The following is a 21,051-nucleotide window of genomic DNA, read 5'->3' on the forward strand; positions in this document are numbered from 1 at the left end:
GTAATGTCTGGCAGATCCATCGTGTCATCCACCTTACTCATGGATGACCGATGGACCCAATCGAAATCTCGAACCATGCCATTCAATCAGCGAATAGCTCAACTCGGCTCATGAGATGTTCGGCTCTGATGATGCAGGTCTGCTGCCTGGCGTTCACTCCTGAGCGGAGAAGGTCGGCTGAATACGGATACTTCCCATCTGATCGGCGCGTGACACGGTGCAGCCCAGATCATTGACGCGACCATCCGTGAGGCCATAGACCCAGCCATGCACGGACAGCGGCTGCTCCCGCTCCCAGGCACGCTGAATGATCTTGGTACGGCACAGGTTGGCAACCTGGAGGCGAACATTGTGTTCGCACATGCGGTCGACCTGCTCATCCAGGGGGAGTGACTCAAGTGTCGGCCGATGCTGCTGATAGAGCTCGCTGATGCTATTGAGCCAGTAGTCGACGATACCGTGCTCCCCGCCAGTGATTGCGGCCCTGACCCCACCACAGCCGTAGTGCCCGACCACCATGATGTGCTTGACCTTGAGCACGTCGACGGCGAACTGAACGACCGACAATGCATTCATGTCGTTGTGGTAGATCAGATTGGCAACGTTACGGTGAACGAAAACTTCACCTGGTGGCAGGTCGACGATCTGGTTGGCAGGTACGCGACTATCCGAGCATCCGATCCAGAGATAGTCGGGATTCTGCTGCTGGGAAAGCTCCGCAAAGAAGTTTGGAGCACGCTGCTGCACACCGTCGGCCCAGCGCCGATTCTGTTCGAGAAGAGTCTGGATATCGCTCATGACAGTAACCTGAGTACGTGGCTTGGCGAACGTCTTGTGTCGCCGTCAAGACAACGATTCTAGGCCATCCGGCGATATTTTCGAAGTCACATCATCTGACGCGCCGAACGCGAGCATCACGCCTTGCAAAGCTTTTTTTATATCGCCTCGATAGTCACGGACTTTTCCGACACCGGATCGAGGCTGGTATCATCGCCGCATCATGTCTCAAGGAGTTTCACTGTGGCGAATTACGATTACGATCTTTTCGTGATAGGAGCCGGTTCCGGTGGTGTACGTGCCGCACGGACGGCTGCAGCAACGGGCGTCAAAGTGGCCGTTGCCGAAGATCGCTATCTGGGCGGTACCTGTGTCAACGTCGGCTGCGTGCCGAAGAAGCTGTACTCCTACGCGGCACATTTTCACGACGCCTTCGAAGACAGCAGCGGTTTCGGCTGGACGATACCGCAGGCGCCGAAATTCGATTGGGCCACGCTTCGTGATAACAAGATCGAAGAGATCAAGCGTCTCAACGGCATCTACAACCGCCTGCTGGAAGGGGCCGGCGTCACGCTGATCAATGGCCGGGCCAAAGTCGTCGATGCCCACGCGGTCGAGATCAATGGCGAGCGCATCACCGCGGAGAAGATTCTGGTCGCGGTCGGCGGCTGGCCGTGGACGCCGCAGTTCGAGGGCAGCGAATATACCGTCAACTCCAACCAGGTATTCGACCTCGACGACTTCCCCAAGCGCTTTCTGGTCCTGGGCGGCGGCTATATCGCCGTCGAGTTCGCCAGCATATTCAATGGCCTGGGCGCCGATACGCACCTGGTCTATCGTGGCGCGCTGTTTCTACGCGGATTCGACCACGAAGTCCGCGAGTTCACACGGGACGAAATGGCCAAGAAGGGCGTCAACCTGCATTTCGAGGCCAATATCGAGCGTATCCGCAAGGTGGATGGCGGGCTCGAAGTGACATTGACCAACGGTGAACAGCTCGAGGTGGATGCCGTGCTTGCCGCCACAGGGCGTCGTCCGCACCTGGAAGGGCTGGGCCTGGATTCGCTGGGCGTGGAGCTCAACACCGACGGCACGCTCAAGGTCAACGAGCGCTACGAATCCTCCGTGCCGTCGATCCTTGCGCTGGGCGACGTGACTGGTGGCCCCGAGCTGACACCGGTCGCGCTGGCAGAAGCCATGCACCTGGTTCAGCATCATTACGGCGACAAGACACCGGGACCGCTCGACTACCAGAACATCGCGACGGCCGTGTTCTGCCATCCCAATATCGGCACCGTGGGTCTTTCCGAAGAAGAAGCGCGCGAGCGCTTCGGCGCAGTGCGCATCTACAGCGCGGATTTCCGTCCGATGAAGCACACGCTGTCCGGCAGTGACGAGCGCTGCCTGATGAAGCTGGTGGTCGATGATGCCAGCGACCGCGTCGTCGGCGCCCATATGGTTGGTGACGAAGCGGGGGAAACCATTCAAGGCATCGCGATCGCCGTGCGCGCCCAACTGACCAAGACGGATTTCGACGCCACGGTGGGTATCCACCCGACGGCAGCGGAAGAGTTCGTTACCATGCGCAGCCTCACTCGCCGCTGATCACGGCTCCGCTGCTACGTTCAATGGCCGCCTCGAGGCGGCCATTGTCGTTATGCCCGATGTCCGGCCTTCGTGACTCTCATCGGCGCGCCCCGAATTCGCCATGAGAGAAAGTTCTTCAGAACGATGCGAGCATCGGGCCTCAAAGACTTCGCCTATTTCCTCCAATACATCTTCCTCCAATACATCGCCAGCCTTCGTCTAGACTGGAATTGTCGGAATTTCCGGATGCTCATCCAGCATATAAATATTCATTATTGAACTGGTTGAGTAAAATAACCTACGGTTTGAAGCTTGCTTCACTCGCTGTTATCCTTGAATTCAAATTCGCCATAGCGACGATGACGATGACCAACCCCAATCCGGCATTTACGCCGTCGGCAGACTTGGCAAGGCCTACCGTGGCCGATGCCGTCGTTGGCAAGCCCGATATGCCACTGTTCATTCGCAAGCCCACCACGGAAGACGGGTGGGGGATCTATGAACTGGTCAAGGCCTGTCCGCCGCTCGATGTCAATTCCGGTTATGCCTATCTGTTGCTGGCAACGCAGTTCCGCGACAGCTGTGCCGTCGCGACGACGGAAGATGGGGAAATCGTCGGATTCGTGTCCGGCTACGTCAAAGCTGCCGCTCCCGATATCTATTTCCTGTGGCAAGTCGCCGTCGGGGAAAAGGCACGGGGCACCGGCCTGGCTAGACGCTTGGTCGAAGCCGTGCTGACTCGGCCGGAGCTGGCAGAGTTGAACCATCTCGAAACCACGATCACGCCGGACAATCAGGCCTCATGGGGCTTGTTCAAGCGTCTGGCGGATCGCTGGCAGGCGCCCCTCATCAGTCGCGAATACTTTTCGACCGATCAACTGGGCGGAGAGCACGACCCGGAAAACCTCGTCCGGATCGGCCCGTTCGACCCCCAACGTATCCAGGGCGGGTAAGGTCTGCGTTGTTACGCATGTCTTATGCCAGCACGCCTTATCCACGCTCCCCACGACATCCACACTCCCATTACGGAGGTTGTATGCAGACTCAGATTCTCGAACGCATGGAGTCCGAAGTCCGGACTTATTCTCGCTCTTTTCCAATTGTTTTCACCAAGGCCCAGGGCGCGCGCCTGACTGCCGAGGATGGCCGCGAGTACATCGATTTTCTCGCTGGCGCCGGCACGCTCAATTACGGTCATAACCATCCGAAGCTTCAGGAAGCGCTGGTCGAATACATCACTTCCAACGGTATCGTCCATGGTCTGGACATGTGGACCGCCGCCAAGCGCGACTACCTTGAGACGCTGGAAGAAGTGATCTTCAAACCGCGTGGGCTGGACTACAAGGTTCATCTGCCGGGCCCGACGGGTACCAACGCTACCGAAGCCGCGATTCGCTTGGCTCGCGTGGCGAAGGGGCGTCATAACATCGTCACCTTCACCAATGGCTTCCATGGCGTCACCATGGGCGCACTGGCAACGACCGGCAACCGCAAGTTCCGCGAAGCGACCGGTGGCATCCCGGCCCAGGGTGCCAGCTTCCTGCCGTTCGATGGCTATCTCGGGGAAGGCACCGACACACTCGACTATTTCGAGAAGCTGCTGAGCGACAAGTCTGGCGGGCTCGACGTGCCGGCCGGCGTGATCGTCGAGACGGTGCAGGGCGAGGGCGGTATCAACCCGGCAGGCCTGGACTGGTTGAAGCGTCTGGAAGGCATCTGCCGCGCGCATGACATCCTGCTGATCGTCGACGACATCCAGGCAGGTTGTGGCCGTACCGGCAAGTTCTTCAGCTTCGAGCATGCCGGCATCGTGCCTGATATCGTTACCAATTCGAAATCGCTGTCCGCTTATGGCCTGCCGTTCGCCCACGTGCTGATGCGCCCCGAACTGGATAAGTGGAAGCCTGGCCAGTACAACGGCACATTCCGGGGTTTCAACATGGCTTTCGTGACAGCGGCGGCCGCGCTCAGACATTTCTGGAGCGATGACACCTTCGAGCGCGACGTCCAGCGTAAAGGGCGTCTCGTCGAAGAGCGCTTCGCCAGGATTGCCGCGATGCTGACCGAAATGGGTTATCCCGCGAGCGAACGCGGCCGCGGTCTGATGCGCGGTATCGATGTACGCGACGGTGACGTGGCGGACAAGATCACGGCAAAAGCCTTCGAAAACGGGCTCATCATCGAAACCGCGGGGCAGGATGGTCAAGTCGTGAAGTGCCTGTGCCCGCTGGTGATCAGCGATGAAGATCTCCTCGAAGGTCTGGATATTCTGGAGCGCAGTGCCAAGGAAGCCTTTGCCTGAGGCGAAACCTGGCACGGCGCACAATAGGGCGGCCCTCCTCGATGAGCATTGGGCCGTCTCTCATGTCATCTTTGAAGTCACCCACCAGGAGTTGTATCGATGATCGTACGTAATCTTCAGGAATGCATGAAAACCGACCGCTTCGTCGAAGCCGAGAACGGCAACTGGGACAGCACTCGGCTGATGCTGGCCGAAGACGGTTGTGGGTTTTCATTCAACATCACGCGTATTCATCCGGGTACGGAAACCCATATTCATTACAAGAACCACATCGAAGCAGTGTTCTGCTACGAAGGTGAGGGTGAAGTGGAAACCATCGCCGATGGCAAGATCCATACCATCAAGGCCGGCGACATGTATTTGCTCGACCAGCACGATGAGCATTGGCTGCGTGGCAAGGAAAAGGGCATGACCGTTGCCTGTGTCTTCAGCCCTGCGCTAACTGGCCGTGAAATTCACCGCGAAGACGGCTCCTACGCACCGGCCGAGTAAATCTCAACGCGCCATCGTTCATTCAGGCACAAAAAAAGACCGCTTATGCGGTCTTTTTTTGATCCTGACCTCCTCCCAGAAACCGGATCCACCGGCAATGTGAAATTCCCGCTACGTTTATTCTGATAGCACGAGATCTCGCGATGGAGCCTCGACTTGGTGCCGTGAAAACAGAATACCAACGGACTAATTCGCCAGTAATTTTGAAGGGTACGGCCTTTCGAGAAGTCATCGACGCTGAGCTGCGGTAGGTCGTAGAGAGGCTCAACAACCTGCCCGCAGCGTCTGGGTTATCAGACTCCGGTCCAAGTATTTTGAGTGGATACTCAGGCTCATTGGAAATGCGTTTTTCTAAGGTAATTTCGATTGGCTAGCAATCATAGATAAAGTTGTGTCGTGATCAATCTGAGCTAAGAACTGCTTGGCCTCCTTTTGAAAGGCTGCTAATGCTTGTCCAGATAGCTGCTTGCCTTCCGGCAATTTGACGCGCATGGCGTCGACTTGATTATTGTTAACCATTAATTCGTAATGAAGATGAGGCCCCGTGCTACGACCCGTATTGCCGGATAGTGCAATCTTCTGGCCTCTGGAAACGCGCTCGCCTTCAGATACCAAGCGTTTGGATAGGTGCATATAGCGAGTCTTGTAGCCGTTGTCATGGCGGATCACAACGTAGTTTCCAGCGCCATTTGCTTGATAGGCCGATTTGACAACACGTCCATTTGCTGGAGATTGAATCGAAGTGCCAATGGTTACTGCAAAGTCAGTGCCTCGATGCGGACTAACTCGGCCAGTGATTGGGTGCTTTCGCCGCAAGTTAAAAGGCGAGCTTATCCTGTAGTCGCCTTTAAACGGCTTCCGGTTAAATGCCGGGGAGAGGCTGTAGCCTTCAGAGGTATAAAAATTGTCATCAGCAGGATTCCTAACGATAGCTAGGTCTCTTTTATTGCCTTTGTAGTGAGCAGCAAGGATGCGCGAATCAGCAGCCTGACCCTCAATCATATCGGTTTCTACCAAAACTCGGAATTGATCTCCTCGCCGGGCAGCACGGCGAAAATTTATCTTTTTCGAAAGTAGATCGCTCAGATCAGACACTTCTGAGTAAGATAAGCCAGTGGCGCTGGCTGACTGAGCAAAACTGCCATTGACGGTTCCTGAAAACAATCGCTCCGTTTTCCGAGCCGTTTTTTCAAGACGAGTAACCTCAAAGCTCTTGCTGTCGTGGTCGCGTTCAATCAGGAGGCCGGAATGTGCATCCTCCATGATTCGCAGTGCCAATAATTCACCAGATTCGTTAATTTTAAAGTCAAAGTTATCACCGACACGCCAGCGAGTGAATGTCCTTTCGTCCGGGATTTCTTCGAGAAGCTGCATAACTTCATCATAGCCTAGTCCCAGAATGCGTTCGGCCATGTCCGCGAAAGTATCGCCGGATTGAATGGTATAAGTTTCCCAAGATGGGACGAATCTTTCGTTGGCTACCAGTTCTTCTTCCATGTCTACTTTTTCATCGTTATGTATTAGGTCGACAGATAAACCAACATCGGAAGTCCCGCCAACTTTGCGATCGTTGGCTTCTGTTGACGAGTCGGTAAGTCGAATCGCCATGTGCAGCGCCTGGCTATCCAGTTCGCTAGCGTCTTTAGTACTTTCCGGCTTGGTTGTAGGAACGCTGGGGTTTAATGGTGTAGCCGCACGAACAACGCTGTCTTGGACAGTTGTTTCAGAAACGCGAGTAGTTTCAACTTCGTCTGTTACCAATAGGAGGCTTTGCGGCGAGCCTGCCGTGGGCTTGGTAAGTCCGGTGGAAGCCTGAGCGGGGCCCGTATATTTGTAGTTGGTGCTGACTTTAACAGCTGTCATGGTGTCAGCTTGAGCTTGGAAGCGAGTAGATAACTCAATGCTTGGCGAACTAGCCTCGTTAAGGGGCGCATCATCTCCATTAGAAGCTTTTAACACAGAGAAGATTTCCTGCGCTCCTAGTAACGTGACTAGCGTAGCTATAGGTAAAATCAGTAATTTTCGGCTGCGAGGCAGGAAGCGAAGGATTCTTAGCATGAGAGCTTATGATAGACCAAGTGAAGTGAAATGGCGGCACTTTACCCCAAACAACACGATGTGCCTACCCTACAGGGCAAGCCTCTGCGCATAATGACATTTTGTAGTGGCTTGCCTAACTGTCGATAACGGTGTCTTTTAGCTATTTCGCCTGCGTACCCCGGATATAACCAGCGCTGCTGACAATAGCCAGGTTGGCCAGCTTCCGGTGCGTGTGAATGGCGTTTCTCCCCGCATGGCCCGGATTTCTCCGTTGAGGGTGGTCATCCTGAATTGAGTCGCGCGATCGATAATGCGACCTTGCGGGTCGATGATGGCCGTCACCCCATTGTTCGTTGCCCGCATAACATAGCGACCATTTTCAAGGGCGCGTAGCCGGGCCATTTGCAGATGCTGAAGCGGCCCGATGGAGTCACCGAACCAGGTGTCGTTGGACACCGTGAGCAACACCTCAGCGTTATCGGCGCGTTGTGCCACTAAGTCCGGGAAAATAATTTCGTAACAGATCGCCGTGCCGATGCGCAGTCCAGCGGCTCGGATCGGGCCTTGTTCGGAATTGCCTGCCGTGAAGTCTGACATCGGCAGATCAAAGAAAGCGATAATGCCACGTAGCTGTTTTTCCATCGGGATGTATTCACCGAACGGTACCAGATGCGACTTGCGGTACACATCCGTAACCTCGCCGGCACCGACTACGGCATTGTAATAGCGGCCCGAGTCGTCGCGCTGCACGATACCGGTGAGTAGTTCGGCTCCTGATGGCAAAGTAGCCTTAACCCGCTCCAACAGCGGCTCGGCTTGACGCTGATACATAGGAATCGCCGTTTCCGGCCAGATAACCAGATCTATGTCTTCAGCAATGTTGCGGGTCAATCGGGCATAGGTGCTGACTGCGTTACGCTGCCCCTCGTTTGTCCATTTGCTTAGCTGGGGTAGATTGCCCTGTAACAGGCTCACTTGTACGGGCTCCTTGCTGGGTATGGTCCACTGAGTAGGAAGCATCAAGGGGAACAGCCATAGAGCGGCGATCGTGCCCCCTGCCCACCAGCGTCGACGCAGGAACTCCACCCCCAGCGTGCCCGTCAGGGCGGTAACCAATGTCAACAGCAGCACCCCGCCAACCGGGGCCAATGGTGCTAAAGGAGAATCGACGTGCGCGCTCCCCAGCAATAGCCAAGGGAAACCGGTGAAAAGGTATGTCCGTAGCACTTCAATCAACACCCACGCGCCGGCGAAGGAGAGAAAGGCTAGACGCGAGCCAGTAAAGCGCCGATAGAACCAGAAGGGAATGGCATAGAAAAGCGCCAAGGTGGCGGCAAACAGGGCTGTAAGGAAAACCGATAGCGGCACCCCCGTGTAACCGTACTCATGGATCGACACGTAGACCCATGAGGTTCCCGTGGCGAACAGCGCGATGCCATAACACCAGCCTCGCAGGGCTGCCTGACCCGGTGTCAGGTCATCCAGGCCTGAGTAAATGAGGCCGACGGCGACCGGCCCCAGCCACCAAAGCTCGAAGGGAGAGAAGGTTAGCGTCGTTAGAGCCCCTGCGAAGACCGCTAACACGCATCCCATCCAGGGGCGACAGGAAAATCGCATGGGTTGCTCCTTAACGTGACGGGCCACTTTTATCAAAAACGCCTCGGAAAAACATTATGGCCATTCTCAAAAGTCATGCTTCTATTGGCCGTCGCAGTCGTTCGCAAGTCGTTTTCTACCCGCCTCGCATGCTTCACTACCAGTAAGACGATGCGGCTTGACTCTATAGCCACTAGAAGGTTTAGAGTTTAAACACAGAAATTGAACGAGGTAACTTTTCATGCCAGCTACAAATCCCGAAGTATCCGATAACCCATACCAGTGGACCGTTCAAGGCATGGACTGTCCAAGCTGCGCCGGCAAGATCCGTGGTGCGGTGGAACGCCTGAAAGGCGTTTCCGACGTTCAGGTTTCGGTGATGAAGGAGACGCTGAGGCTTGGGCTGGACACGCGACAAACCTCGATGGAGCAAGTCGAGAAGACCGTCAAGCGGCTTGGCTATGGCGTCCAGTTCAAGCCCGCTGCCGCTGGACAGGATAGTGATCCGGACGAGAGCCATTCACACGGCGGCTGTGACGGTAGCCAGGCTCACGACCACGACCACTGTCACGGACATGACTATGACCATGACTATGACCATGACCATGACCGCGACGTGACGATGGCGACAGCCGAAGAGGCCGATACCGAGGGCACGCTCAGTTGGAAGGTCGGCGGCATGGACTGTGCCAGTTGCGCGGCGAAAATTCGTGGCGGTGTAGAGAACCTGCCGGGAGTCTCCGACGTCAAAGTGTCGGTCATGAACGAGACGCTCACGCTGAAGCTCGACGAACAGCAAACCTCGCCGGACAGCGTCGAGAAATCGATCAAGCGGCTCGGTTACAGTGTAACGCCGCGCACCGCCATAACCGGTAATGGCTCCAATGGCGCCAGCTCCACAGCTGACGAAGGCGTCGCCGAGGCAGTGTCGGCCTCACCGAAACGCTGGTTTCTGCATGGCAAGGGCCGGCTGGTGGTCATGACCGGGGCTGTCCTGCTGGCCGCCGTGGCGGTGCGCCTGGTGGCCTCGGAGTCTCTGGCTTATTGGGGCTTCATCCTGGCGTGTCTGGTCGGGCTGGTTCCCGTGGCGAAACGCGCCTTTTCTGCCGCGCGCGCGGGCATGCCGTTCACCATCGAGATGCTGATGACCATCGCTGCGGGTGGCGCGCTGTTCATCGGTGCCGCCGAGGAGGCGGCGCTGGTGGTATTCCTGTTCGCCGTCGGCGAAGTGCTTGAAGGGGTGGCCGCGGATCGCGCCCGCTCGAGCATTCGCGCGCTGGGTGATCTGGTGCCCAAGAGCGCGCTGGTCGAAGACGCGCAGGGGGCGACTCGCAAGGTCAATGCCGCGAATCTGAAGATTGGTCAGATCGTCGTCGCGCGACCCGGCGACCGGATTCCTGCCGATGGGCAGATCATTGAAGGAACGTCTTCTATCGATGAATCGCCGGTGACCGGTGAATCGGTGCCCAAGAGCAAGACCCTCGACGAGTCGGTCTTCGCCGGGTCCATCAATAATGATGCCGTGCTGCGTATTCGCGTCACCAAGGCGCCCGAAGACAATACCATCGCGCGGATCATCCGCTTGGTGGAAGAAGCACAGGAAGCCCGTGCGCCCACCGAGCGTTTCATTGATCGCTTCAGCCGTGTCTATATGCCCGCTGTGGTCGGTACCGCGCTACTCGTTGCGATCATTCCTCCGCTACTTTTCGGCGGCGCTTGGGGTGAATGGACTTATCGAGCCCTGGCGCTGCTGTTGATTGGCTGCCCGTGTGCGCTGGTAATTTCGGTACCGGCTTCGATCGCCTCGTCGCTGTCTACCGGGGCACGCCGCGGGCTATTGTTGAAGGGGGGCGCGGTGATCGAGTCCACCGCCAAGGCTAGCCTCGTGACCTTCGACAAGACCGGCACCCTGACCGCCGGGAAACCAGTCGTTACCGACGTGCAAGCGGCTGCCGATGACCACGATGAGGCTGATGTCGTTGCCTTGGCCGCCAGTGTCGAGGCCGGCTCCAGCCACCCGCTCGCCGAGGCGGTGTTAAGTCATGCCGAATCGCGTCATATCGCGTTTTCTCAAGGGGCGGACGCACGCGTCATCGCCGGCCATGGTGTCGAGGCAAGCGTGGACGGTCATCGTAGCTATGTCGGTTCGCCACGCTACGCTGAAGACCAGGGCGTACTGACAGAGGCTCTGAAGACGCGGATCGCTGCGCTGGAGGAGCAGGGCAAGACGGCCGTCGTGGTGTTTAGGGACGGCGCGATCGTCGGACTGATTGCCATGCGTGACGAGCCGCGCACGGACGCCATCGACGGCATCAAGGATCTCCAGGCACTGGGCATCCGCTCGGTGATGCTGACCGGTGACAACCCCCGTACCGCGAAAGCGATTGCCGATCCGCTGGGCATCGAGTTCCAGGCAGGCTTGCTGCCTGACGACAAGGTCACGGCAATCAAGGGAATGGTCGCCAAGGACCGGGTGATCATGGTGGGCGACGGGATCAACGACGCGCCTGCACTCGCCACCGCCGACGTCGGCGTGGCCATGGGCTCGGGCACCGATGTCGCCCTGGAAACGGCCGATGGCGCCTTGCTGCGTAATCGCGTGACCGACATAGCGACTATGATTCGTCTGGCTCGCGCCACCATGAACAATATTCGCCAGAACATCACCATCGCGCTGGGCCTGAAGGCGGTATTCCTGTTGACGACCATGTTTGGTCTGACCGGGTTGTGGGTGGCTATCATGGCTGATACCGGCGCCACCGTACTAGTGACGCTGAATGCGCTGCGTCTGTTACGGTTCGAGAATCGACAGGGCCCGACACGCGGCGGTGGAGCCTCCGTCAATGTGCCGCCGGAAAGCTCGGGCCAGGCCGCTTCGCCGGCGAGTGCTTGAAGGCGAGTGCTAGAGCTAGACATCGACCAGGGAAGGTGATCATGGATAGCATTTGGATGGTGTTCGGCCTGGCATTGCTTCCCGCGTTGGGAAACTTCGGTGGCGGGCTGGTTGCGGAGGTCTCGCGGACGCGTGGCATGTCGCATACACAGAAATAACGGATTATTGACATTGAGGACGACGGCGTGGGTATGGAAGCGTCCGCATTGTCGCAACTTGGTCAGCAAGAGAAACGCCTCAATGAAAGCAGCACGGTTCATGCTGTCCTATTGGCAGAACGCCGAGAGTCACATGGTCATCGTAGCGAGAATGGATTCATAAACACTTCCAGCCAGGCATAGAGCCCATGACATCTCCACACCCCCGATCTTGGCGTGGATATGCCGCTGGTCTCGTCAACCGAAAGGTGTCCGCACGACGGCAGGAGCGGTTCAGAAGCAGGCAAGCCCCCTAGGGGGCTTGCTATTCTTTATTGACGCTGTTACATGCAGCCTAGACGGGGCTCTGCTGCCTGTGGTCTCCTAATTCACATCACCAGCCCCGCAATCAGGATCGGCATCACAAACGTGACGGATAGCGGCATCCTCGGGTTGTAAGGTGGTGTGCTCAATACCGAAGCGCCCCCGCAATATCGTTTGCAACTGCGGCAGTATCTCTTCCCATCGTCCCATCGCTTCCACATCAATATGCGCCGCTAGAGCTTGACTGTTTGATGATAGGCTCCAGATATGCATGTCATGGATAGCAAAAACGCCGTCGACCCGGACAAGGGCGCAGCCGACTTCATGTGCATCGATTCCTTCTGGCACGCCTTCCATCAACACTTGCGTCACCTCACGCAGTAGTCGAACGGCGGATACCAGAATCAATAGGCTGACGAAAAGAGACAGGATCGGGTCCGCAATGGGCGGCCCGCCCAGATAAATGACCGCCCCGGCAACCAGCGCAGCGACCGAGCCCAGCAAGTCTCCCATTACGTGCAGGAGCGCTCCGCGAACGTTTATAGTCTGCTCTCCACGCATCAGCGCCCAAGCCACTGCGATATTCACCAGCAAACCGAGCCCGCCGATCGCCAAAACCATGCCACCGGCAACAGCGGGGGTGTCTGCCATGCGGCGGATCGCTTCATAGGCGATAAATACAATCACTCCGAACATAAACAGCACGTTAAACAGGGCTCCGAGAATTTCGGCGCGCTTGAGTCCAAAGGAATGCTGACGCGATGCCGGCTTCTTGGCCAGCCAAGCGGCGAAGGCACCAATCCCTAACGACAATGAATCGGTAAGCATGTGGCCTGCGTCCGATAACAGGGCAAGCGAATCAGCTATCAGGCCGCCGAATACTTCGACAGCTGCAAAACCTGTAGTGAAGACCAGTGCAAACAACAAGGTCTTGCCGCCACTATGGCTATGATTGTGGTCTGACATTGATGCCTCCTTCGTATATTGGCCATCGAGATTCCCCGCGAGCCGCTCTCACTCTCTATCAGGCCATTGGGTCGATATGTTTTTCCGCGCTAATGAAAGGCAGTTTGCACCTGCCACATTACGATTGGATATATTCACAAAGGAAGCCGTGGCTCGCCACGGCTGTCGTCCCGTAGCAGAAGTCATCCTAGTCGCTGGTGATCGTCGTACCGGCGCCAGTGCCTTTGAGCCTTTTCTTCGAGCGGGTGGTGGTGGTCTTGCTTTTTTACTCTCATTCATTTTGAGTCTTCCGTGTGCCAGGCTTTTATCTGCCTTACTTGAGGTAGGACTTAATGACCTGTAGTACCGCGTCCAAGTCTTGTTGCCGCTGCGCCAGTTCGGGCTCCCTGACGACGTGATCAGTCAGGTGCCCCTCCATGACGGCGGCCATCAACCCATTCACCGCCCCGCGAATCGCGGCGATCTGTTGCAGCACTCATCGGCACGCTTTTGTGATCGATAGCCATCACACGAAATGGCCATCGTGAAATAACGAAGAGGCACAAGGAACGTCATGCATGCATGTAGGGGCGCTGCTGGTTGTAGCGCAGCATCAGGTAGAAGCCGATATCCCGTAAAGCCTAACGCACCGATAAGTAACCGGTCGCGGACATCCATTCGCTCTTGTAGCTTCGAAATAACCGCTCCATGGACAAATTGGCCCCGCTTGGAGCGGCGGCTTCTCACATTGTGGGCGGACTTAAACCAGGGGGAAGGTCAATCCGTCAATCTCGATCCGATCATCCTGATGCAAGCGACAGCAGCGATTCGGCTATCGGCATTCGGCTATCCAGTGACATCATGACACTCAATGCAGTTACCACCACGATCGAGATACCGAAGACCTTGCGAGCCCAGGCTTGATCATTGGTGGTTCGGAAGCCTCTGAGCGTAATACTGAGCCAGTAACCGCCCACGGCAACGGCAACGATGGCGTAGGCCCATCCGGTATAGCCGGCAACCGATAGCATGACCGAGGCGATCACGAACAGCACCGTGTAGATCACGATATGTCGCTTGGCCACCGCGATGCCGTGCTTCACCGGTAGAACGGGTATCGATGCCGAGGCGTAGTCGTCGAAGCGAAAGATGGCAATCGCATAGGAGTGCGGCATCTGCCACATGCTGAAAATGATCAGCAATAGCAGGGCACCCAGATCGAACGTGCCCGTCACCGCACAGTATCCGATCACCGGTGGCGATGCGCCGGATAAACTTCCGATCAGCGTGCTATAGACCGAATTCCGTTTGAGGTAAAGGCTGTAGGCACCGACATAGATGGCAAAGCCAAATGCTGCGAATCCCGTGGCCACGGGCGTCGTCATCCATGCCAGCAGGCCGAACCCGACAATCCCCATCAGACAGCCCAGCAGCAGGGCGATCGGAATCGAAATCTCGCCGGTCACCATGGCACGAGACTGGGTACGTGCCATGTAACCATCGATATCGCGGTCGATCACGTTGTTGAAAACGCAGCCGGACGCAACGACCAATGAAGTGCCAAGCACCGTTGCCAGGAATAACCACAGCTCGAAACGGCCACCGGCGGCCAGAAAATAGCCGCCGATGACTGTCACGAGATTACCGAAGATGATACCGGGCTTGGTCAGCGATAGGTAGGCCTTGTATGTCACCTGGCTATCACATCAGGTTGAGGCGCAGATGGTGCATGATCCATAACGAACCCCCGACTATCAGACTCAGAATCACGAGTGTGAAAAAGAAGAACCCTCCGGATTCACGACCCTGTTGCGTTTTCAGTTCAAGATGCATGAAAAGGATCAACTGGACCATGATCTGCAGAACCGCCATGACAATGATCGTGACGATCATGGTCGTGGTACTGAAATCGCCCAACATGACTACGCCGAAGGCCAGCAGCGTCAGCACGATCGAGAGAACCAGTCCAATGATGTAGGACTTGTGGCTGCCATGACTAGCGCCGTCGTGCGAAGTGTGGATATCGCTCATGTCACATGGCTCCCATCAGGTAGACGAAAGTGAATACACAGACCCAGACGATGTCCAGGAAGTGCCAGAACAGGCTGAGACACAACATTCGCGACTTGGTCACGCTGTCTAGCCCGCGCCTGGAGATCTGGACGAACATGATCGCGATCCAGATCAGACCGAATGTCACGTGCAGGCCATGGGTTCCGACCAACGTGAAGAACGCCGACAGGAACGCGCTACGGTCCGGACCCGCGCCTTCAGAGATCAGACTATAGAATTCATAGATCTCCATCGAGATGAACCCGGCACCCAGCAGAAACGTCACTGCCAGCCATTTCAGCACCGCACCTCGGTCACCGGCATTCTGCGCCAGTACCGCCAGGCCGAAAGTGAAACTGCTGATCAACAGCAGGAAGGTCTCGACCATCACGAAGGGCAGGTCGAAAATTTCCTGAGATGTCGGGCCGCCAGCCGTCGCCTTGGCCAGTACGCCGAAGGTCGCGAACAAGGTACCGAAGATCACCAGGTCGCTCATCAGGTAGACCCAGAACCCGAAGACCTTCATTGCGCTCGCGTCGTGGTGCTCATGCCCATCCTGGGCATGAGCGTCATGTTGCTTGATTGTGTCGGTTGCCATGATTAAGCCTGCACCTCCAACCGTTGGTAGTATTCACGTTCGGTCTTTTCGACCTCCGCGGCGCTGACGTGGTAGTCGGTATCGTTATTGAAGATACGGAACATGAACGTCACGAACATGCCGATGGCCCCCAGACCCGCCAGCCACCAGATGTGCCAGATCAACGCAAAGCCGAACAACAAGGCAAACAGCGACAGGATCGGGCCTTCCGCCGTGTTCCTGGGCATGTGAATGTCCTCGAACTTGGTCGCCAGCTCGCGCTTGAAGCCACCCGGCTGCTGCTTCATCTCCCAGTAGCTATCGATGGACGCGACATCTGGCAGGTAAGCGAAGTTGTAGTTCGGGGGCGGAGAGGAGGTAGACCACTCCAGCGTACGCCCATCCCACGGATCGCCTGTCAGATCACGGTTCTTCTCGCGATCGCGAATACTGACGACAAGCTGGATCACGATGCAGGCAATGCCGCAGGCGATGATCACGGCGCCAAACCAGGCCACGATCATCAGCGGCTGCCACTCGGTCTGTTCGTAGGACTGCATCCGGCGCATGGCACCGAAGAAGCTCAGCGCATACAGCGGCATGAACGCGACGTAGAAGCCGATCAGCCAGCACCAGAAGGAGCGCTTGCCCCATTTTTCACTCAGCGTGAAGCCGAAGGCTTTCGGGAACCAGTACGTGAAGCCGGCCATCATCCCGAACACCACGCCGCCGATGATGACGTTATGGAAGTGAGCGATGACGAAGAGCGTGTTGTGTAGCACAAAGTTCGCCCCCGGCACGGCCAGCATGACACCGGTCATACCGCCCAGGGTAAAGGTGATGATGAAACCGATCGTCCAGAGTACCGGCGTCGTGAACTGGATGCGCCCGCGATACATGGTGAACAGCCAGTTGAAGATCTTCACGCCCGTGGGTATGGCGATGATCATCGTTGCAATGCCAAAGAAGGAATTTACATCAGCACCCGCGCCCATGGTGAAGAAGTGGTGCAGCCAGACGGTGAACGACAAAAATGCGATCACGACGGTGGCCCAGACCATGGTCTTGTAGCCGAACAGGCGCTTCTTGGTAAAAGTCGAAATGACTTCGGAGAAGACACCGAATGCCGGCAGAATCAGGATGTACACCTCTGGATGGCCCCAAGCCCAGATGAGATTGACGTACATCATTATGTTGCCGCCCATGTCATTCGTGAAGAAATGCATGCCTAGGTAACGATCCAGGGTCAGCATGGCAATGGTGGCAGTCAGGATCGGAAACGACAAAATGATCAGCACGTTGGTGCAGAGCGCCGTCCAGGTGAAGATCGGCATGCGAAACAGCGTCATGCCCTTGGTGCGCATTTTCAGGATGGTGACGAAGAAGTTGATCCCCGTCAGCGTGGTCCCGATCCCCGATATCTGCAATGCCCAGATCCAATAGTCGACCCCAACGCCTGGACTGTATTTCAACTCCGATAGCGGCGCGTAGGCCAGCCAGCCGGTCTTGGCGAACTCGCCGATAACCAGAGACATGTTCACCAGAATCACGCCCACCGCGAACAGCCAGAAACTCAGGTTGTTCATGAACGGGAAGGCCACGTCGCGAGCGCCGATCTGCAGCGGCACGACCAGATTCATCAAACCGATGACCATGGGCATGGCGACGAAGAAGATCATGATGACACCGTGGGCGGTGAAGATCTGATCGTAGTGTTCGGGAGGCAGATAGCCCTCGGCGCCACCGGCAGCAATGGCTTGCTGCGTTCGCATCATGATCGCATCGGCGAAACCGCGGATGAGCATGACCAGGGCCACGAGAAAGTACATCACACCGATTTTCTTGTGATCGATGGACGTTATCCAATCGGTCCAGAGATAGCCCCACTTGCCATAGTAGGTGATCAGACCGAGGATGATGGCACCGATGATGCCGATGGCCGCCGCGGTGACCATGATGATGGGTTGCTCGAATGGAATCGAATCTAAACTGAGTTTTCCGAACATGACGTTACTCCGCTGCCTGCGCACTCATGGGCATTGAAGACTCCCGTGCTTCGTTGTGCTCGCCACGGCTATCAGTACCATCATCAGTACCATCAGAGCCCGCTTTGTAGCTATTGATCAGATCGCCATAGAAATCTGGCGAGACCTGCGAGAAGTATTCCACCGGATTGGCAACCGAAGGCTTCGCGATCTGGTCGTAGTCTTCCGGGAACATCATGGTTTCCGGCGACTGCTTGACCTTGTCGACCCATGCCTGGAAATCCGCATCCGACGTCACGCGCGCGTCGAACAACATTTCCGAGTAACCTTCACCACTGTAGTTGGTCGAACGACCACGAAAGGTGCCAATTTCATTACCTATCAGATAAACGTCGTTGTCCATACCGGCCATGGCGTAGATCTGGCTACCGAGGGTGGGAATCATGAATGAATTCATGACCGTACCCGAGGTCACACGAAAATGGACTGGTTTATCGACGGGAATCGCGATCTCGTTGACCGTCGCGATGCCTTCGTCCGGGTAGATGAACAGCCACTTCCAATCGAGTGAAATTGCATCGATCGTCATGGTTTCATCTTCACTGCCTTCACTGGCGAGAGGTTTGCTTGGATCAAAATAGTGCGACGTCTGCCATGTCAGAATGGCTAGGAAAAAGATGATGACGCACGGAATGGCCCAAACGAAGACCTCGATGATGTTCGAGTGCTCCCAGTTTGGCGTGTACTTGGCCGCGAGATTGGTTCCGCGATATTTCCAAGCAAACAGAATAGTCATCACGATGACCGGAATGACCACGATCAGCATCAAACCGAAGGCCGTGATGATCAGCGATTTCAGACCCTGACCAATCTCGCCGGTCGGATCCATCAGCGCTGAGCCACAGCCACTCAACAATAATGGCGCGGTTAACCACGTCATCACACTCAAATACTTGAGGGAGTTCCTTTTTCTCATCTCACGACCCCAGTGGAGGAAAGCTTTTCGGCCCTGCAACAATCGGTTAGCGGCCTGCATCATACGCCGCTAGCCAGGGCTGACAACTCTGACACGACGCGCAATGGCGTACCGAAGCATCGGACGTCGCCAACGAAGTAGGGATTTCGCGGTCGCCATTGTACCGAAAAAATGACTTTTGATCAGACGCTGGCGGGAAACTCCGCGTCAGTGTGGCGATATGTCGCAGACTGACGCGGCCCATTTCTCGATGTCACATCAGCGTAGCGCAACCTCGGGGTAAACCGAGCAGTATTTCGAAATCCCGAGCGATAAACATATCGGCATGTATGATGGATGATTCGGATCATGGCATCTCCATGAGTTCGCATAATATATATTATGTTAAATAGGCTGTGTACGTATTGTCTTGCATGCACCGGCATGTCGAATCCCTGGATGACGATCCACCCCATCCGGGTGAATTCTTGTCCGGTGGTTCCTTCCAGCGCTAACGCGTAGAATGTGGCCCTCTCGATGCTTACCGGGAAGTTCGATGCTCGATTCGGATGTGCTGCTCAAACAGGCAGATCAACAGTGTCAGGAACGCGGCGTACGCTTTACGCCGATCCGCCGTCGCGTACTGGAAATGATCTCCAGTACGCCAGGTGGTCTCAAGGCCTACGATCTGCTGGATCGTCTGTCGGACGAACATGCGTCCGCGAGACCGCCGACGGTCTATCGGGCACTGGATTTCCTGATCGAGCAAGGTTTGGTCCATCGCATCGAATCGCTCAATGCCTACATTGCCTGCCCGTGCCCCGAACACGTCCACCGATTCCAGTTGCTGATCTGCCGTCACTGCGGACGTGTCGAGGAACTGCATCAGGAAGCCGTCGGTGAAATGCTGGCATCCACGGCACGGGAACGCGGGTTCACGATCCAGCGCCAGACCATCGAGCTGCTCGGCGCCTGCGACGCCTGTCTCGAAAAGGCCTGATCACGCTAAGCTCATCTCCAGCTCGACGGAACTCTCATGTCCGGTTTCTTTCACGATCTCGAACAATTACCTACCAATACCTCGGTGGCGCTATCCGATTTGCTATCGGCCGCCAAATGGAATGCTGACGGTTTGATACCCGCCATTGCGCAGCAGCATGATAGCGGCGAGGTACTGATGATGGCCTGGATGAATCGCGCATCTCTGGAAGAGACGCTGTCGACGGGTCGAGTCTGTTACTGGTCTCGCTCGAGACAGGCCTTCTGGCGCAAAGGCGAAACCTCGGGCCAGCAGCAGCATCTCGTCGAGGCCCGATTCGATTGTGACGGCGACACCCTGCTCCTCAAAGTCGACCAATCCGGTCCCGCTTGCCATACCGGTCGCCGTAGCTGCTTCTACCTTCGACTCACGCCGACGGCCGGGGAAATCGATAGCGACCCGTTGATGTCAAAGGAAGAACTCTACGGCGGAAAGCGCTGAGGCGTGACGTGATCGCCAAGCTCGCCACCTGGCTGATGACCGCCGTCATCCAGGGCTACCGCTACGGCATCAGCCCCCTGCTCGGCCCGCGCTGCCGATTCTGGCCGACCTGTTCCAGCTATGCGCTGGAAGCCATTCGCCTTCATGGCCCGTGGCGTGGAGGCTGGCTGAGTTTGCGACGCCTGTCGAAATGCCACCCCTTCCATGCCGGCGGCGTCGATCCGGTGCCGGAACCTCGGCAGAAATCCTGCCACTGCCGGCCGGACAACGGCGCCGGTGCCGGTGCCGGCGACGAAAAGCGAGACGGTGACGAGCCGGGCGGTCAGTGAATCTATTGGTGGGCCTGGGCTTCACGAGCGATGGCGTAGATCCGCTCGATCATGGCATGCAAGCCGTTACTGCGTGTCGGAGACAGATGCTTGTCCAGCCCCAGCTCAGTGAGAAATTGAGGCTCACCCTCGAGAATTTCCTGCGGTTCACGTTTGTCGTAGACACGCATCAGAATGGCGATCAATCCGCTGACGATGGCCGCGTCCGACGTGGCCAGAAAATGCAGCCGCCCCGCTTCCTGGGTGGATCGCAGCCATACATTCGACTGACACCCTTCGATCTTGTAGGCCGCCACCTTGTCCGACTCGGGATAGTCAGGCAATTGGCGCCCCATGTCGATGATGTACTGATAACGATCCATCCAGTTATCGAACATCGAGAATTCGTCCAGCAGCTCGGCCTGGGCCTGTCCAATACTCATGGCGCCTCCTATATTTGAATATCTTCATTATAGGGCCTGAGCGAACGTATCCCCATAGAAGAGATGATCTGATATGACACGGAAATTTTTACGTATACACTTTACGTAAAGCATCTATGCTGTATCCCGAGAGTTCTCAGAAGCTCCAGGATCATTCG

At 56.5% G+C, this 21,051-nt stretch carries 19 protein-coding genes and 1 pseudogene; 8 read left to right on the plus strand and 12 right to left on the minus strand.

The window, feature by feature from the left end; translation table 11 throughout:
• Positions 1-153 precede the first annotated feature (153 nt).
• On the minus strand, positions 154-798 hold the full coding sequence (locus R5R73_RS09930) for a carbonic anhydrase (protein ID WP_071230025.1): 645 nt from the start codon (positions 796-798) through the stop codon (positions 154-156).
• A 222-nt stretch (positions 799-1,020) separates the two neighbouring features.
• Here R5R73_RS09930 and gorA point away from each other — a divergent pair, with 222 nt between their 5' ends.
• The 4 genes from gorA (at position 1,021) to R5R73_RS09950 (ending at position 5,158) form a co-directional block, all read left to right on the plus strand.
• A complete protein-coding gene (gorA, locus tag R5R73_RS09935) occupies positions 1,021-2,382 on the plus strand; it encodes a glutathione-disulfide reductase (RefSeq protein WP_071230024.1) in 1,362 nt (453 codons plus the stop codon).
• A 347-nt stretch (positions 2,383-2,729) separates the two neighbouring features.
• Positions 2,730-3,317, plus strand: coding sequence for a diaminobutyrate acetyltransferase (ectA, locus tag R5R73_RS09940; protein ID WP_071230023.1), 588 nt, complete (start codon positions 2,730-2,732; stop codon positions 3,315-3,317).
• 83 nt (positions 3,318-3,400) lie between these two features.
• Complete coding sequence (gene ectB / locus R5R73_RS09945; protein ID WP_322527423.1) at positions 3,401-4,666, plus strand: diaminobutyrate--2-oxoglutarate transaminase; 1,266 nt, start codon at positions 3,401-3,403, stop codon at positions 4,664-4,666.
• A gap of 99 nt (positions 4,667-4,765) precedes the next feature.
• Positions 4,766-5,158, plus strand: coding sequence for an ectoine synthase (locus tag R5R73_RS09950; protein WP_071230021.1), 393 nt, complete (start codon positions 4,766-4,768; stop codon positions 5,156-5,158).
• A gap of 351 nt (positions 5,159-5,509) precedes the next feature.
• On the opposite strand, the gene R5R73_RS09955 is transcribed toward R5R73_RS09950, so the two are convergent.
• Both R5R73_RS09955 and lnt read right to left on the minus strand, forming a co-directional pair.
• Complete coding sequence (locus tag R5R73_RS09955) at positions 5,510-7,216, minus strand: peptidoglycan DD-metalloendopeptidase family protein (protein WP_071230020.1); 1,707 nt, start codon at positions 7,214-7,216, stop codon at positions 5,510-5,512.
• A 138-nt stretch (positions 7,217-7,354) separates the two neighbouring features.
• Complete coding sequence (gene lnt, locus R5R73_RS09960) at positions 7,355-8,815, minus strand: apolipoprotein N-acyltransferase (RefSeq protein ID WP_071230019.1); 1,461 nt, start codon at positions 8,813-8,815, stop codon at positions 7,355-7,357.
• 277 nt (positions 8,816-9,092) lie between these two features.
• Between lnt and R5R73_RS09965 the strand changes: the two genes are divergently transcribed.
• A complete protein-coding gene (locus R5R73_RS09965; RefSeq protein WP_322527424.1) occupies positions 9,093-11,687 on the plus strand; it encodes a heavy metal translocating P-type ATPase in 2,595 nt (864 codons plus the stop codon).
• Between the two features lie 521 nt (positions 11,688-12,208).
• Here the strand turns inward: R5R73_RS09965 and R5R73_RS09970 are convergent.
• From R5R73_RS09970 to cyoA, 8 genes and pseudogenes are all read right to left on the minus strand, one after another.
• Positions 12,209-13,114 carry a cation diffusion facilitator family transporter gene (locus R5R73_RS09970; RefSeq protein ID WP_071231182.1) on the minus strand — a complete coding sequence of 302 codons (906 nt, stop codon included), beginning with the start codon at positions 13,112-13,114 and terminating at the stop codon, positions 12,209-12,211.
• 313 nt (positions 13,115-13,427) lie between these two features.
• The gene (locus R5R73_RS09975; protein ID WP_239496096.1) at positions 13,428-13,589 is read right to left on the minus strand and encodes a metal-sensing transcriptional repressor; all 162 of its coding nucleotides are present in this window, start codon (positions 13,587-13,589) and stop codon (positions 13,428-13,430) included.
• A gap of 76 nt (positions 13,590-13,665) precedes the next feature.
• Positions 13,666-13,812: pseudogene (locus R5R73_RS09980) on the minus strand (IS3 family transposase); the annotation flags it as partial.
• An 81-nt stretch (positions 13,813-13,893) separates the two neighbouring features.
• Positions 13,894-14,787: a heme o synthase gene (cyoE, locus tag R5R73_RS09985; protein ID WP_322527425.1), complete on the minus strand. Its 894-nt coding sequence runs from the start codon at positions 14,785-14,787 to the stop codon at positions 13,894-13,896.
• 7 nt (positions 14,788-14,794) lie between these two features.
• The gene (gene cyoD / locus R5R73_RS09990; RefSeq protein ID WP_322527426.1) at positions 14,795-15,124 is read right to left on the minus strand and encodes a cytochrome o ubiquinol oxidase subunit IV; all 330 of its coding nucleotides are present in this window, start codon (positions 15,122-15,124) and stop codon (positions 14,795-14,797) included.
• A gap of 1 nt (position 15,125) precedes the next feature.
• Positions 15,126-15,743, minus strand: a complete 618-nt coding sequence (gene cyoC, locus R5R73_RS09995; protein ID WP_322527427.1) for a cytochrome o ubiquinol oxidase subunit III — start codon at positions 15,741-15,743, stop codon at positions 15,126-15,128.
• Positions 15,744-15,745: 2 nt separating this feature from the next.
• On the minus strand, positions 15,746-17,728 hold the full coding sequence (gene cyoB, locus R5R73_RS10000) for a cytochrome o ubiquinol oxidase subunit I (protein WP_322527428.1): 1,983 nt from the start codon (positions 17,726-17,728) through the stop codon (positions 15,746-15,748).
• Positions 17,729-17,732: 4 nt separating this feature from the next.
• Positions 17,733-18,746 carry a ubiquinol oxidase subunit II gene (gene cyoA, locus R5R73_RS10005; protein WP_322527429.1) on the minus strand — a complete coding sequence of 338 codons (1,014 nt, stop codon included), beginning with the start codon at positions 18,744-18,746 and terminating at the stop codon, positions 17,733-17,735.
• Between the two features lie 472 nt (positions 18,747-19,218).
• Here cyoA and R5R73_RS10010 point away from each other — a divergent pair, with 472 nt between their 5' ends.
• Genes R5R73_RS10010 through yidD form a run of 3 tightly spaced genes read left to right on the plus strand, consistent with a single transcriptional unit; the run spans position 19,219 to position 20,471 of the window.
• Entirely contained in the window at positions 19,219-19,662 is a 444-nt protein-coding gene (locus R5R73_RS10010) for a transcriptional repressor (protein WP_110632730.1), read from the plus strand.
• 36 nt (positions 19,663-19,698) lie between these two features.
• The gene (gene hisI, locus R5R73_RS10015; RefSeq protein WP_110632727.1) at positions 19,699-20,142 is read left to right on the plus strand and encodes a phosphoribosyl-AMP cyclohydrolase; all 444 of its coding nucleotides are present in this window, start codon (positions 19,699-19,701) and stop codon (positions 20,140-20,142) included.
• Positions 20,143-20,177: 35 nt separating this feature from the next.
• The gene (yidD, locus tag R5R73_RS10020; RefSeq protein ID WP_110633357.1) at positions 20,178-20,471 is read left to right on the plus strand and encodes a membrane protein insertion efficiency factor YidD; all 294 of its coding nucleotides are present in this window, start codon (positions 20,178-20,180) and stop codon (positions 20,469-20,471) included.
• 2 nt (positions 20,472-20,473) lie between these two features.
• Here yidD and R5R73_RS10025 read toward each other — a convergent pair whose 3' ends face one another.
• The gene (locus tag R5R73_RS10025) at positions 20,474-20,893 is read right to left on the minus strand and encodes a SufE family protein (RefSeq protein WP_110632724.1); all 420 of its coding nucleotides are present in this window, start codon (positions 20,891-20,893) and stop codon (positions 20,474-20,476) included.
• Positions 20,894-21,051: the final 158 nt, after the last annotated feature.

The organism is Salinicola sp. LHM (genome assembly GCF_034479735.1).
GTDB lineage: Bacteria > Pseudomonadota > Gammaproteobacteria > Pseudomonadales > Halomonadaceae > Salinicola > Salinicola salarius.